This is a genomic window from Pueribacillus theae, from assembly GCF_003097615.1.
Taxonomy (GTDB): Bacteria; Bacillota; Bacilli; order Bacillales; family UBA6769; genus Pueribacillus; species Pueribacillus theae.
Window position 1 is genome coordinate 21,349 of sequence record NZ_QCZG01000026.1, and the last position, 13,699, is coordinate 35,047.

A 13,699-nucleotide genomic window follows, 5' to 3' on the forward strand; every position below is an offset into this window, starting at 1 on the left:
CTACATGAAGTGCTAATCCTATTTTCGAAAAACACAATTGAAGGCATTTCTTTTGCGGATTTTTCTCTGCTTTTTTGTGATGCCTTCAATCAGATTTTTCAGAATAGGATTGGATTTCTATAGTTGGACTTGAAAGGAAGCCGCCGCTTATTTAATTGAATAAGCGATGTATTGGCGTTTTTCTTGATGTCCCTTCTATTCTATGCCTCCTATTCTGAATGCAAATAGGAGGCATTTTCTGTCTCCAGAACTTAATGAAGATGGGGATGATGAACTTATGTTAATCGAAGCGAATAACGTAAAGCTTTATGCAAAAGATCGCCTGTTAGTGGATATTGATAAACTACAAATTCAAGAAAATGACCGAATCGGCTTGGTTGGTAAAAATGGAAGCGGCAAGACGACTTTATTGGAAGCGCTAGCTGGAAAAAAGTTGCCCGAAGAAGGCACCATTTCCATCTTTACCACTTGTGAACTTATTCCTCAGCTGAAAAGAAGGGATACGACCAAAAGCGGGGGTGAAGTGACGCAGGATTATATGATTGAAGCAATGGAAAAAAACCCTGAAATTCTCTTGGCTGATGAACCAACGACAAATTTGGATACGAGCCATATCGAATGGCTGGAAAAGAAACTGGTGAAATGGCAAGGCGCTTTCGTCCTTGTCTCCCATGACAGGGCATTTTTGGATGCGCTTTGCACGAAAATATGGGAGATTGATGAAGGCCATTTGAAAGAATACAAAGGCAACTACTCCGACTATGCCGAGCAAAAAGAATTAAAAAAGACTCAAGAGAAACTTGCTTATGAAAAATATGAAAAAAAGAAAAAACAGTTGGAAGAAGCCTTGAAATTGAAAACAAAAAAAGCAGAAAGAGCCACTAAAGCGCCAAAAAAAGTAAGTCAATCAGAAGCGAAAATCACCGGAGCCAAACCGTATTTTGCAAAAAAACAAAAAAAGCTGCAGCAAACAGCCAAGGCAATTGAAACAAGATTAGAGAAGCTCGAAAAAGTGGAAAAACCAAAAGAAGCGACACCGATCAAAATGAACGTGCCAAATGAAGAAACCTTTAAGGGACGCATTGTTCTGCGTGTGAAAGATGTTCCGGGTACGATCGGCGATCGGATTCTTTGGAAACCGGCGAGCTTTCATATTCGAGGCGGTGACAAACTCGCCATTATCGGCCCAAATGGAAGCGGTAAAACGACACTCTTAAAAAAGATCGTTCATCAGGATGATGGGATAAGCCTCTCCCCATCCGTAAAAATTGGCTACTTTAGCCAAAGCTTAACAATAGTAGATACGAAAAAAACGATTTTAGACAATGTCAGATCCACTTCAAAGCAAGATGAAACATTGATTCGAACTGTACTTGCCAGGCTCCGCTTTTTCAGGGAAGATGTTTATAAACGGGTAGGCGTGTTGAGCGGCGGCGAGCGGGTAAAAGTAGCCTTAGCGAAGTTATTTGTTAGCGACATGAACACGCTCATATTGGATGAACCGACAAATTTTCTTGATATAGAAGCCGTTGAAGCACTAGAGTCCCTTCTAAAAGAATATGAGGGAACCGTCATTTTTGTCTCCCATGATCGGCGTTTTATTGAAAACATTGCCACTCGAATCCTTGAAATTAAACATCAAGAAATAAAGCTATTTGAAGGTAACTATAAAGAATATAAACATCATAAACCACAAGAAAAGCGAAATACCAAGGAAGATAAACGGCTTATAGTAGAAACAAAAATATCAGAAGTGTTAAGCCGCCTAAGCATTGAGCCTTCCCCTGAACTGGAAGAGGAATTTCAGAAGCTTTTAGACGAAAAACGGAAATTGGATGACGAGTAAGTAAAGAAATGGCAGAAACTCTGCCATTTCTTACTAGGTTTTGCAATACTTATTATGCATTACTACAACAAAATACATAGGCTGGCGGAATATTTCTATACTCCCACTTTATATCAATCTTTCGAAAATACTGGCTGATTAATCCCTTTTTGAATTGCGTGTATTGGAACGTGATAAATTTCCCACTGTCGCCTAGAAGTTTCTTTGTTTTTAATAAAATCGTATGGGAGACATTCTCAGGCAAACTTGCAAAAGGCAAGCCAGACACGATATAGTCTACCCGCGGAAGATTGTACTGATTAACATAGCTGTCAATATCCTCAGCGGAACCATTTATAATCATAACATTCTTTTTATCCTTAAATTTGTCATTTAATATTTTACAAAATTCTTTATTATACTCAATCAACACGACAACTGTATGCTCGTTTCTCTTTTCCAACATTTTATCAGTAAATACTCCCGTACCAGGACCATATTCCAAGATACATTTTGCAGTTTGAAAATCGATGCAATCCATCATTTTTTCGGCAAGTTTTGACGAGCTTGGAAGGATTGCTCCGACTGTTCTAGGTTTTAAAAAATATTGAAAAAGAAATGTAAAAGATTTGATATTTCATCCCTCCGTGGATGCGAATGTATGGTTTTAGAATAGCACAAACCGAAAGACATGGTTGCAAAAATTTTTAAGCACTCTTATATCTAAAACGAAACCTTTATTAAATGCAAGTAACCAAAGAAAACTTTGTTTTACATGGGAGGAGCCATTTTTTTGAAAGCGAAATGTATTCGATTCCATAAGTTTGGAAAGCCTGAGAGCGTGTTAAAAATTGAAAATAAAACGATCCAAGATCCGAAAAATGATGAAATTCTTGTTCGTATGACGGCAAGTCCTATCAATCCTTCAGATTTACTGCCGATTCGTGGGGCATATGCTCATCGAATTCCTTTGCCTTCGATCCCCGGGTATGAAGGGGTTGGTATTGTGGAAGAAGTGGGTTCTTCCGTTTCGAAAGACCTTATCGGCAAACGTGTTCTGCCTTTGCGAGGGGAAGGCACTTGGCAGGAATTCGTTAAAACATCAGCGGAGCTGGCAGTCCCGATCCCCAGCTCTATTGACGATGGCGCCGCAGCGCAATTATATATCAATCCTATCACTGCATGGATAACTTGCACAGATATATTAGCGTTGAAACCAAATGATATTTTACTCGTCAATGCTTGCGGCTCTTCGATTGGCCGTATTTATGCACAGTTATCCAAGCTTCTCGGTTTTCAACTCATTGCCATCACTCGAAATCATACATATACGCAAGAGCTGCTGCAGCTTGGTGCATCCCAAGTCATCAACACATCAGACACACCGCTGCAGCCTGCTGTCATGGAATTAACGAATGGACGGGGAGTAGACGCTGCGATTGATTCTATTGGCGGTGTCGATGGTACAGAATTAGCTTTTTCCGTTCGCCCTAGTGGGTCGTTTTTAACGATCGGCCTGTTATCAGGAATTCCTGTCAATTGGAAAGAGATTTCAAAAAGAACAAATTTAAATGCTTCGTTATTTCATTTGCGGCATTGGAACAAACAAACCTCTGTCCGAAGATGGCAAGAGTCATTTAATCGTTTAATTTCTTTTATAAATGACAAAAAATTAACGCTTATGGCACCCCATGCTTATTTCAATCTACAGGAAGTGCGCAATGCCGTTCGTTGTGCCGAATCCTCTCAGGGCAATCGCGGGAAGGTGTTTTTAACCAATTTTTGAAAAAATGTTAAAATAAGTCATCCCTTCTCTTATCGAAAGGATGACTTATGACGATAAGAAAAAACGTTAACTCGTTTTTTCTTAGGAAGCCGATTGGTTTAAAGTGGCGAATTCATCTGGATAATCGATATGAGGTATTCCATTTGAGAGGTATGGTCTATGTTTCGGGCTATGTATTTAGTACTTTTCACCTACAAGACCCTTTCATTTTATTAAGTCTTCATTGGAACCTTCAATCCTTTTTAATAAATGACCTTGAAACAACTGTTTGTAACCTTCCAAGTCTTCATTTGTTGGAGGAGTTTCCGATCGTAAAAGCTCAATTTCAAAAATCTTTCCAACACCTTCAACAGTGTCCAAGTGAAAGACAACATCATCTTTAGACCATACTTCCCTATCCTTTTTTATTTTTATTGCTTGACCATATAGTGAGGTAAAGATGGAAAGGATTTGTGCGTCTTTAACTTGGTAATAATCAAATTCAATATTTGATTCTTGATTACTTCTACTGTAAACATAAACTAGTAATGATTCTTCATTTTCTATCCTTACTTTTATTCTCTTAGAGTTTGCCTTTGTCTCTGGATCGTATATTTTAAAAATATGATCTTCCTGCTGCTTCTTTATTATAAACTCAGCTTGAATTTGATTAAGTATTTCACGGACTTGAAAGAAATCCACGCAAAAGTACTTTGTATCTCTGCGAAGTTGAACTTTCATTCTGTTCACGACCCTTCGTTATATTCCCACTTCGATTTATAATTTTCCATAATCGTCCTTCTTTTTTATGATTGATAGTACTTTTACTTAAATAATTCTCTTCATCTATTATTAATTCAGCAAAAATGCTCCCGCTTTCCACCTCAAAAGAAACGCCATCAACCGCTGTAAAACTCCCATATTTTTTTACAAAATCTTTAACCACGATCATATTGTCCATGAAACTCGCCTTTTTTTGTTTTTAAGAAAACTTAAGACTTTATAGATTTTGTCAAAGGCATTGCTTACATCTTTTGAATGGGTTAATTCATCACTCAATACTTCTTCGAAAGCATTTAAAACTTTTTGGCAATCATCGATATTTATCCCAGATACCTCTGAAACTTTCATCATCACTTCCGTATTATTCATTTGATTCCTTCCTTTCTTCTTTTCGATCGCTTTGTCCGAGCTTTTTAAGAATATAATCGAAGCTTCCCCTTTCTGCTCCCACTATCGTTTCCAAAATGTACGTAAAAGCCAAGGCTTTTTGCATGAGTTCATCCGGCTTCCACTTGAAAATGCCTTCATCAAATAAAAATTGAGAAGATACGAGCAAGAATTCAACCGTTTCTTTTGGGTAAGGAGTTTTGAACGCTCCTTCCTCAATCCCTTGTTCAATGACATCAGCCAAAATAGGGGTGAGCTGTAGAATCGTTTCAACCAAACTTTTTTGGTGCATTTCTGCATTGTTTGTTTGATGCAATTGATCAATCATTTGTTCTTTTTGAGTTACATCAGGACTTTGAGCCATAATGATTTGAAATATCTTTTCATGGGCTTTGAGATTTGGATCTGAAGCAATCAGCTTTGCAGCTTCTACCCCCTTGTCGATAAAACGCATGACAACCTCATCCATCACCTCTTCCTTTGATTGAAAATAATGATAAAAAGTCCCTTTTGCGATACCGACCATTTGCAAAATGTCATTGATTGTCGTGTTCGAATATCCCTTTGTCGTAAAAAGCTTCTCGGCAGCGTCTAAAATTTCATTTTTTCGTTCTTCAGGTTTTTTTGTAATTCTCATTTTGGTACCTCCATTAAAAGACCGACCGTCGGTCTATAATTATTCTAACTGTACTCCAATGAAAAAGTCAACTGTGTTTTTTTGAATTTTCTTCTTATAGTGAAGTTTCGATTCCTGTTCGGAAGAAATAAAAATTCCATAACCTCATTCTATTGTAGAAGAAGACAAGATTGTTTGAACTGAAAAGAACAGCGGGTCTCTTCCCGCTGTTCTCCTTTCCTAAACCATATCTATTTTTTTCTCTCGCCTCCAAAGAAGGAAAATGAAAGCAATGCTGACAGCTAGCAGTGTGGCGTAGCATACTGGAACAAGCCACTGGGGCAGCCAGATACTAACGATTTGATTGAGCATATAGTGTAATCCAAAAGCAAGCAAACCGAAGACAATCGGTACTTGAACGCCGATAAGGGTAATAAAATTTGGAACGATATTCGAGACCGCCATTGAAATCAATCCCATAATAATCCCCAATCCATAAATGGCGATGATGGTTAGCACAATGTATTGGAAAAACGTCAAATCATACCAATAATAGCCACCCATTCTGGCTATAAAACTATTTATCGGTATTTTAAAAAACATGGAAGTATGGTTTAAAGAAAAAAGACTTAAATAAACGGCGAGTAAAACAGAAATGACAAGAAGCGTCGAAATAAGCCCTGCTGCTACTTTCTTCTTATATAGCGGCCGCCCGATCTTCGCTGTATATTGCAAATCGATCATTTGTCTCGCGCGATCCCTTATAAACAAAGGGGATACCAATAATACAACACTGATTAGTATAGTGATGGCGATACTCCTGATTATACTTTGAAAATTGTAAAATGCCTCATCAGGATATAAATCGTATTGTCCAGTGGCTTTTATTTCATTGAGACGCTTTTGCTGGTTTGGGGTTGCGCCTTCCATTTCATTTTGAAGGATGGTCTCTTTATCATTATGGAATTCGATTAAACGCTCTCGTTCTTGGAGTTCCCAAAACAGATCCACCTTCTCATCAAAAAACAGCTTCCCACGAAGATCCGATTCCGCTTCATTTTCGTGATCCATCCTTTGAAAATCGGCATAAGAAAGAATCCCCGCCTCTTTAAAATCTTCTCTTGCTTGCAAAAATTGATCAGCCTTTCTCACTTCCTGATCATATTTCTTTTTAAAACCAGCTAGTTCAGCCGCATCCATATTCGTGCCGTAGTTTTCTATCATTTCCACGCCGATTCTGTAGGAGTCTAGCGCAGGCCGCCCGTTTGGAAAATGTTTAATATCAAATTCAATAAGAAAAAAATAGAGAATCACATTGACAAACGCAAGAATCAATAGAATCTTCCAGTTTAAAATCTTCCTTATTTCATGTAATAGTATTCGCATAAAAAGTGTCTCCTTACGAAATATCCTGTTTTGCAAATTTTTTTAAAGCGAGGACACATAAAATGGCAAAGATTACCGCCCAAGCACCAACAGTCAACAATTCATGATACTTAAACATCGTTAATCCACTCGATCCCATCCACCATTGATGGGGATTCAAAACTAAGGTAGACAAATTAAACCCTGCCATAAGCATTACATTCGATGAGGTTGGCAAAAAGCTCTGTACAATAAATAGCATAATAAAAATCCCTGCAAACAGAATGAATGTGAAATAACTATTTTTTATAAGAACAGAAAGCGCAAAGGTAAACGCTGAAAATAGAAGCATGCACACATAGAATAGTAAAATTCCTAAAACCAAGTAATTTAAAAAAGACAGGTTCCACCACGAAACATAAGGAAAATTAAACTCCCAGTTAAATCCGCTGCTGATGGCAGTTTTCCATAAATGCGAATAGTCAAAGAAGGAAAAATACGTAGAGAGTGTCACGACAAGCAAAAAGATCGTAATCCCCGAAGTCGCAATCAAAGATGCAACAAGCTTATCAAGCATAAATCTTCTGCCTCTTCTCGTAGCATATGTAACAAGCTGTGTGCGATTTTCAAATTCATAATTCGTAATGAATGCTGTCGCCAGTACAACCAAAATCATCGTTTCGATTACGATGCTTCGAAACATTGTTCTAAATAGTAGACTATGCATACCATACTGTTTCCCTGCGAAAAACCACTGCTTATGCTCATTGTTCGCTTGCAATGCTTCAAAGCGATCTGCAAATTGGGCATATTCCTTTCGCAATGTTTCTGCTGCTGCTCCCGTGAGGCCAAAACGACTGATTTCGTCTTCCCCCATTCGTTTCATATCGAAACTGGCATAATCTGCATCCATTGATGTCGCCATATCCGCATACATTTCTTTTACATATGTTTCATAGAAGGAATGTAACTCATTTTTCGAATAGCGTTCTTGATCTTCAAATTTGAGTTGATTAAAGAAGTCAAAGGCACTTTCAAATGTTCGGGAATCTATTTTTTCGGTTATCGCATTTAAATCTGCCAATTCTGCTTTTAAGTCCTCCTCCAATTTTGCTAGTGATTCATCGGAAAACGTTACGCCATATTTTTTTGCTAATTCATTCGCAACGTCTAAACCTTCCTTAAGTTTGGAATGATCATAGATTTGAAAAATGTTCCATGCTGTAAACAATAGCAGCAGCGCTAGAATAATCGGTGACATCACTGCCTTTTTACATTCTAAAAGGATGATTTTCATGACAGTCACCCTTCCATCTGCAAATTGTCTCGATATTCATAGAGAAACACATCTTCCAAGTGAGGAATGACAGAAATCCAATCCTTATCAGCCTCTCCTTTATGGACAAACCGAACGATCATGTTTCCACGTTCCTGCTTTTCTGAAATTATCGTATATCGTTTTCGAAACAACTCCAGTTCCTCAAAGCGGATGAACGTTTCATACACATAGCCGTCAAGCGAATGGCAAATGTTTTCCACAGGTTCTTTATATAGAATTTGATGGTTTTTAATCATGATAACTTCATTGGCAATGGACTCAATATCGGATACGATATGGGTGGAAATAATCACCATCCGGTCGCGCGCAAGCCCTGTCAAAAGGTTCCGAAATCGCGCCCGTTCTTTTGGATCCAGTCCTGCTGTTGGTTCGTCAAGAATCAAAATTTTTGGGTCATTTAATAACGCCTGGGCAATCCCAACCCGCTGAATCATTCCTCCTGAGAACTTCTTCATTTTCTTGTTTGCCACATCACGTAATGCCACTTTTTCCAAAAGCTCATCGGTTTTTTCCAGTGCTGCGCTTTTTTCAATCCCTTTCAAAGCGGCCAAATACAGCAAAAATTGTTTTGGAGAATAATTTTTATAATAGCCAAAATGCTGCGGCAAATAGCCGAGGATGTTGCGATAATCTTGATCCAAATCCACGATATTTGTTCCTTTATAAAGAACTTCACCCTTTGTTGGGGAAATGAGGGTGACGAGCATTTTGATCAAGGTTGTTTTTCCTGCGCCATTTGGGGCTAATAAACCATAAACCCCGTTGCCGAATTCTAGATTGATCTTTTCTAAAGCGGAAAAATTTCCGTATTGTTTGCTGACATCTTTTACAACTAACATGTTCTAAACTCCCTCCGTTGGCTTAAATCGCATCAACTTGCTTAAATAGTTAAGGTAAACCAAAATACTGACGATCAAAACAACACCATAGACAAAGACAGGAAGATGGAGCAAAAATTCGGCATAGATTTGATTTCGCGGAATGGATAAAGCCCTATTTGTTCCAATCCAGCCTGCAATGACGAGGATAGTGACAATCCCGGACTGCCTTTTCATCAAAGCCGCTAGAAAAATGATTGAAAACAAAAATAACGCTGTCGTTGAGACCATGAAAGCTCTGATAAAATGCAAATTTTCATACATCATGATTAGTGAAATAATGCTGATCGTGTTAACCAAGATAGAAATGATACTAAAAACCAACATTCGAAAGGCAGCCACCTGATAAAGGTTGTATGTCGAAACCATTTCTACTTCAAACGTTTGATTATGCCGTTTGTGTAAAAAATCGTAAACGGAAAGAGAAATATAGAGCAGCGGCGATACTAAAAAAAGAAAAGAATATACTTCTGTTTCTTGTACCCACGCCTTTTCACTGATCTGGCTAAACAGAAAAACCAAAATGGCCATTATGGAAAAAGTAATCAGGATGCCATCCCTTTGATTCGTAAACAAGTATTTAACACCGATTCCTCTGTACATCATTACTAAATAAGAAAGGAACGATTGTCTTGGTTTAACGCCCACTGCTACAATACGTTCAATTTCTGATTGAATCGTCTGTTCATCCGGCATGGGAATTCGAAACTTTTCCTTATCCATGGCGATGCTCCTTCATTTCCTTTTTAATAAGCTTCAAAGCTGCATAGTACCGAGTTTTCACCGTCGATAGAGGGGCTTGTACCATCTCGGCTATTTCTTGCAGTGTATATTCACCAAATAGCTTAAGCCGAGCGATTTGCTGGGAACTTGGATCTAACCGATTGATAATCGAAGTCACTTTTTCAACATCATCCTTATATTCAAGCGTAACGGCCATATCCTCACGATCTGCAACATCATAGCCTTCCAGCGACACTGCCAACTGTCTGTATTTGTAGTTTTTCGAGCGGAAATAATCAACAAGGCGATTGGATGCCAATCGATAAAGCCATGTCCGGAAGGAGGCTTTTCTTTCATCAAAGCTACCGATTGACTTTAGCACACGAATAAAAATTTCTTGCGTCAAATCAAGAGAAAGCTCAGAATCTAGTGTTTGCTTGTACACAAAGGCATACATTTCCCTGTAATATTCGGCGATTAATTGATTGGCTGCTTCGTGATTGCTGTTTTTCTTAATTTTTTTAATCCAGCGTATTTCTTGATTCATCGTTTCACCAACTCTAGCCTTCTATCCATATATTCGTAAAGAAGCGAGAAAAAGTTTTAAAAAATATCAATTATTTTTAAGCATAGTTCACTTATCCAAAGTTTCCTATAAAAAAACACCAAGAGAGCATTCTCATGGCATTTTTCAGGCTTTCATACGGATTCGGTTTATTATTGACACTTTCAGTCTCTCTGGCCGTTTGTTTGATTGATGCCCTTCAAAATTTTCGTATGGGGCAAAATCGAAGCAGTGGTATGGATTTCGACGACGGATGTTAGTTTTGAAGCGAGAGCTTGTCTCATTGTTGGTTGGAGTTCCTCAAGCTGCTTCACCCGATACCCTTCCGCCCCCATGGATCTTGCAAGGGCAACGTAGTCTGGGTTCGGGATTTCCGAACCAAACGTATCAAGTCCTTCGACGATCATCCGGCTTTTTTCCATGAAATAAGCCCCGTTATTAACGATAATCAGCGTTAGCGGAAGTTTGTAGGTAACCGCTGTTATCAAATCAATCATCGAATGGGCGACACCTCCGTCACCTGCAATGCAAACGACTTGTCGCTCTGGGTGCTCCAATTGGGCCGCAATTCCCGCTGGCAAGCTAAAACCGAGTGTACGCCATGTTCCTGAAAGAAGCAGTTCTTGATTCTGGAATTGGAAAATTCGTTCCAGCCATAGTGTATGATCTCCCGTATCCACTGTCATGATAGCGTTAGGGTCAATCCACTGGTTGAGTTCTGCTATGACCTTGGCCGTGGTAATCGAGTCAGCTTGTTCGTTAATTTCTGATTGAATCTTTGCGTTCCAAGCCATTTTCTTCTGCTCAATCTCATGAAGATATTCCCGATTTTGTTTTTGCTGCACTTGAGCCATGACACTTTGCAGTAAGCCTGACATTTCACCGACTAATGAGCCATTTGTTGGGTAGCTGTGCCCGATATTTTCGGAGCGTGCATCAAGTTGGATAATTGGAATTGATGAAGGCACATAATCTGTCGGCCACCATGTTGCGCCGAGAATGATGCAAAGATCAGCCATTTCTAAAAGCTCCCTTGATATTTCTGTCCCCCCTTGGCCAAGGCCGCCGGCAAATAAGGGGTGATCATTTGGTACAAAACATTTCGCCGGCATCGTCGTCATCATCGGAGCCTGAATTTTCTCGGCAAACTGAAGCACTTCAGCCCTCGCTTGTTTTATTCCTCGTCCCGCTAAAATGATCGGACGTTTTGCTTGATCGATTTTAGCTGTTACTTGTTGTAAATCCTCAATAGGCGGGGCTGTAGCTTGTTTGTTTGGAGGCAATGGAAAAAAACCGCCCGCCACAGGGAGCAGCCAAATATCCTTAGGCACTGACAAGTGAGCAACTCCTCCTTTACCCAATGCTGTCTTCATAGCGATATTCAATAGTTTTGGAAAGGAATGACTATCCGAAACCAAAGCAGAATATAAGGCAAGCGGGCTAATCAACTGCTGCTGATCAATATCTTGAACACCGCCTGTGCCTAACTCTGTTCTTTCCACTTGCCCTGTAATTGCTAAAACCGGGGCTTTATCCCGCCACGCATCAGCTAATCCATTCAGTAAAACAGTAATGCCGGGTCCGCATGTAGCGGTACAAACGGCCAATTTCCCTGTTAATTTCGCTTCTGCAGATGCCATAAGTGCCGCATCCATTTCATGGCGGCAAGCGATATATTGAATTTGGCTTTGATTGGCTAATTCATTCAGAAAAAATAAATTGGCATCCCCAATCACTCCATAGACACGCTTGCAGCCCCATTGGGTTAGTTGCTGAACAAGATATTCGGCAACATTACGATTCACTTCATTCTCCATGTTTTTTCATTCCTTTTTAGTAACCGTATAATCGGAAACCCACGAATTTTGTTTACATCTCCGTTTATACTGTGTTAAAAATTGCCTTTTATACACGACTGGAACGAAGGCTCACCCGGTTCCACAAAAGCGATATGGACAATGGCGGTTTTGTAATAGCTATTTAAGATATATAATTTAGAATAAATAAGATGAATTTATATGATAGGGGATCAAGTTGTCACAACCCAACATCGATCATGAGAAAAAATATGTAGTAAAGGACATTATTTTTAAAAAATCAAGCCATTTTTTCTATAGATAGACTGTCGAGAGAAATTGGTAAAAGCGTTTTGTTACCAAAATTCCACATAGAATCCCTATGTCAGAAGAAAGAGTGGGTTCACCACTCTTGAATTTTTTAACTAATTAACCCCTTAATAAAACTAAAAAGTGAGTTCCCTATAAAAAACTTTACTGCCATGATTGCAATTATTATCCCGACACCCGCTATTACACCTAATGCTTTCTTTTTTGAATTAGACAATAAAATTCCCCTCTCATCCAAAATAATAGGTGGTTCAGTTTTCATTTGATTATTTTTCTACTCTATTTCTTCGAATGATAAATTTATAGGTTCATCTAAAAGGTCAACGGAAAAATCAATATTCGTTGTTGGTATTGTTTTATCGACTTCCTCGAATTCAAGTCCGTCAATCCAGACTTGACCAGTCCCTGAAAGCAACACACCAAAGGCTATGATTGCACTATTTTCAGGTACATCTAAAACGATGGAATAATGATTCCATTCAGTATCTCCTACGATTGGCCGGTCATGCATGTTATCAAATTGCAACACATCATGAAGTGCATCATCTACCCGCATCCAAAACCGCAAAAACCATCAACCGCTTTTGACTTTATAAAGCCTGAGAGCTTTAATCGTTTTCCAAGGTATTTATTTGCTTTGAATTGTTGCATCATTGTTGCAAATTCTTCCTGAGATTGGACAGTAACAGATTTTAAGAAACCCGATGCTTTCCCTTTATGGAATGTTTCTCTGTCAATGCCCATCTTATAATGAAATGGGTGACTTCCACTTAATTGCCATCCTTTCAATAACTGTTCATTTTTCAACATCATTTCCTCCCCTTTAAAGATCAATTTGCCCATGATTTTTCGATATTGCCCTGGCGGTAATTTGTAATATTTCTTAAATGAACGTGTAAATGATTCTTGGGTTTCAAAGCGATAATACAATGCGATATCTAGTATTCTTTCATCGGTATACATTAGCATGTTGGCTGAATTGGCAATTCTTCGATATCGGATATATTCAGATGCCGTCACACCAATCTCATTTTGAAAAATACGATGAAAATGATACTTTGAATAACCAGCAAACTGAGCAATACGTTCTAAAGATAATTCTTCATGTAGATTAGCCTCTATATACTCAATCGTTTTTTGAATGATGGGGCTGTAGCTCATTCCGTGACCTCCTTATGAATAAAATAACAGAAGAAATCACAACTTTTTTGACATATATTGCTTTATTATCTCCTTCGTTCACTAATCAAAGCAGGAATAATTAAAAATAGAGCGTAGGCAAATGACATCCTTTTTTAGATTGTGTCATTCATGACAACCATCTGAA

General features: G+C 38.7%; 13 protein-coding genes and 1 pseudogene. 2 read left to right on the forward strand and 12 right to left on the reverse strand.

Annotation, left to right across the window (positions count from 1 at the left end):
• Nucleotides 1–277: 277 nt before the first annotated feature.
• On the forward strand, nt 278–1,846 hold the full coding sequence (locus DCC39_RS12350) for a Vga family ABC-F type ribosomal protection protein (RefSeq protein ID WP_205948504.1): 1,569 nt from the start codon (nt 278–280) through the stop codon (nt 1,844–1,846).
• Nucleotides 1,847–1,898: 52 nt separating this feature from the next.
• Here DCC39_RS12350 and DCC39_RS12355 read toward each other — a convergent pair whose 3' ends face one another.
• Nucleotides 1,899–2,459, reverse strand: a complete 561-nt coding sequence (locus tag DCC39_RS12355; RefSeq protein WP_116555213.1) for a class I SAM-dependent methyltransferase — start codon at nt 2,457–2,459, stop codon at nt 1,899–1,901.
• A gap of 159 nt (nt 2,460–2,618) precedes the next feature.
• On the opposite strand from DCC39_RS12355, the gene DCC39_RS12360 reads away from it, so the two are divergent.
• Entirely contained in the window at nt 2,619–3,611 is a 993-nt protein-coding gene (locus DCC39_RS12360; RefSeq protein WP_116555214.1) for a zinc-dependent alcohol dehydrogenase family protein, read from the forward strand.
• A 204-nt stretch (nt 3,612–3,815) separates the two neighbouring features.
• Here DCC39_RS12360 and DCC39_RS12365 read toward each other — a convergent pair whose 3' ends face one another.
• From DCC39_RS12365 to DCC39_RS12415, 11 genes and pseudogenes are all read right to left on the reverse strand, one after another.
• Entirely contained in the window at nt 3,816–4,331 is a 516-nt protein-coding gene (locus DCC39_RS12365; RefSeq protein WP_116555215.1) for a CYTH domain-containing protein, read from the reverse strand.
• 207 nt (nt 4,332–4,538) lie between these two features.
• On the reverse strand, nt 4,539–4,742 hold the full coding sequence (locus DCC39_RS12375) for a hypothetical protein (protein WP_116555216.1): 204 nt from the start codon (nt 4,740–4,742) through the stop codon (nt 4,539–4,541).
• Nucleotides 4,735–5,397 carry a TetR/AcrR family transcriptional regulator gene (locus tag DCC39_RS12380; RefSeq protein WP_116555217.1) on the reverse strand — a complete coding sequence of 221 codons (663 nt, stop codon included), beginning with the start codon at nt 5,395–5,397 and terminating at the stop codon, nt 4,735–4,737. Before DCC39_RS12380 ends, DCC39_RS12375 begins: the two co-directional genes overlap by 8 nt.
• Nucleotides 5,398–5,616: 219 nt before the next feature.
• Nucleotides 5,617–6,762 (reverse strand): hypothetical protein, encoded by a 1,146-nt coding sequence (locus DCC39_RS12385; RefSeq protein ID WP_116555218.1) that lies wholly within the window; start codon nt 6,760–6,762, stop codon nt 5,617–5,619.
• A gap of 13 nt (nt 6,763–6,775) precedes the next feature.
• Nucleotides 6,776–8,038, reverse strand: coding sequence for an ABC transporter permease subunit (locus DCC39_RS12390; protein ID WP_116555219.1), 1,263 nt, complete (start codon nt 8,036–8,038; stop codon nt 6,776–6,778).
• Nucleotides 8,039–8,043: 5 nt separating this feature from the next.
• Nucleotides 8,044–8,919, reverse strand: a complete 876-nt coding sequence (locus tag DCC39_RS12395; RefSeq protein WP_116555220.1) for an ABC transporter ATP-binding protein — start codon at nt 8,917–8,919, stop codon at nt 8,044–8,046.
• Between the two features lie 3 nt (nt 8,920–8,922).
• Nucleotides 8,923–9,681, reverse strand: coding sequence for a hypothetical protein (locus DCC39_RS12400; RefSeq protein ID WP_116555221.1), 759 nt, complete (start codon nt 9,679–9,681; stop codon nt 8,923–8,925).
• A complete protein-coding gene (locus tag DCC39_RS12405) occupies nt 9,674–10,228 on the reverse strand; it encodes an RNA polymerase sigma factor (RefSeq protein WP_116555222.1) in 555 nt (184 codons plus the stop codon). Before DCC39_RS12405 ends, DCC39_RS12400 begins: the two co-directional genes overlap by 8 nt.
• A 182-nt stretch (nt 10,229–10,410) precedes the next feature.
• Nucleotides 10,411–12,063: a thiamine pyrophosphate-binding protein gene (locus DCC39_RS12410; protein WP_116555223.1), complete on the reverse strand. Its 1,653-nt coding sequence runs from the start codon at nt 12,061–12,063 to the stop codon at nt 10,411–10,413.
• A 400-nt stretch (nt 12,064–12,463) separates the two neighbouring features.
• Nucleotides 12,464–12,634, reverse strand: coding sequence for a hypothetical protein (locus tag DCC39_RS19130; RefSeq protein ID WP_165820862.1), 171 nt, complete (start codon nt 12,632–12,634; stop codon nt 12,464–12,466).
• Nucleotides 12,635–12,646: 12 nt separating this feature from the next.
• Nucleotides 12,647–13,533 (reverse strand): annotated as a pseudogene (locus DCC39_RS12415) (helix-turn-helix domain-containing protein).
• Between the last annotated feature and the right edge of the window lie 166 nt (nt 13,534–13,699).

Bases quoted from the DNA above. Each gene is read 5' to 3' on its own strand.
- DCC39_RS12350 (WP_205948504.1), top strand. From the start codon at position 278: ATGTTAATCGAAGCGAATAACGTAAAGCTTTATGCAAAAGATCGCCTG.
- DCC39_RS12365 (WP_116555215.1), bottom strand. From the start codon at position 4,331: ATGAAAGTTCAACTTCGCAGAGATACAAAGTACTTTTGCGTGGATTTC.
- DCC39_RS12375 (WP_116555216.1), bottom strand. From the start codon at position 4,742: ATGAATAATACGGAAGTGATGATGAAAGTTTCAGAGGTATCTGGGATA.
- DCC39_RS12380 (WP_116555217.1), bottom strand. From the start codon at position 5,397: ATGAGAATTACAAAAAAACCTGAAGAACGAAAAAATGAAATTTTAGAC.
- DCC39_RS12385 (WP_116555218.1), bottom strand. From the start codon at position 6,762: ATGCGAATACTATTACATGAAATAAGGAAGATTTTAAACTGGAAGATT.
- DCC39_RS12390 (WP_116555219.1), bottom strand. From the start codon at position 8,038: ATGAAAATCATCCTTTTAGAATGTAAAAAGGCAGTGATGTCACCGATT.
- DCC39_RS12395 (WP_116555220.1), bottom strand. From the start codon at position 8,919: ATGTTAGTTGTAAAAGATGTCAGCAAACAATACGGAAATTTTTCCGCT.
- DCC39_RS12400 (WP_116555221.1), bottom strand. From the start codon at position 9,681: ATGGATAAGGAAAAGTTTCGAATTCCCATGCCGGATGAACAGACGATT.
- DCC39_RS12405 (WP_116555222.1), bottom strand. From the start codon at position 10,228: ATGAATCAAGAAATACGCTGGATTAAAAAAATTAAGAAAAACAGCAAT.
- DCC39_RS12410 (WP_116555223.1), bottom strand. From the start codon at position 12,063: ATGGAGAATGAAGTGAATCGTAATGTTGCCGAATATCTTGTTCAGCAA.
- DCC39_RS19130 (WP_165820862.1), bottom strand. From the start codon at position 12,634: ATGAAAACTGAACCACCTATTATTTTGGATGAGAGGGGAATTTTATTG.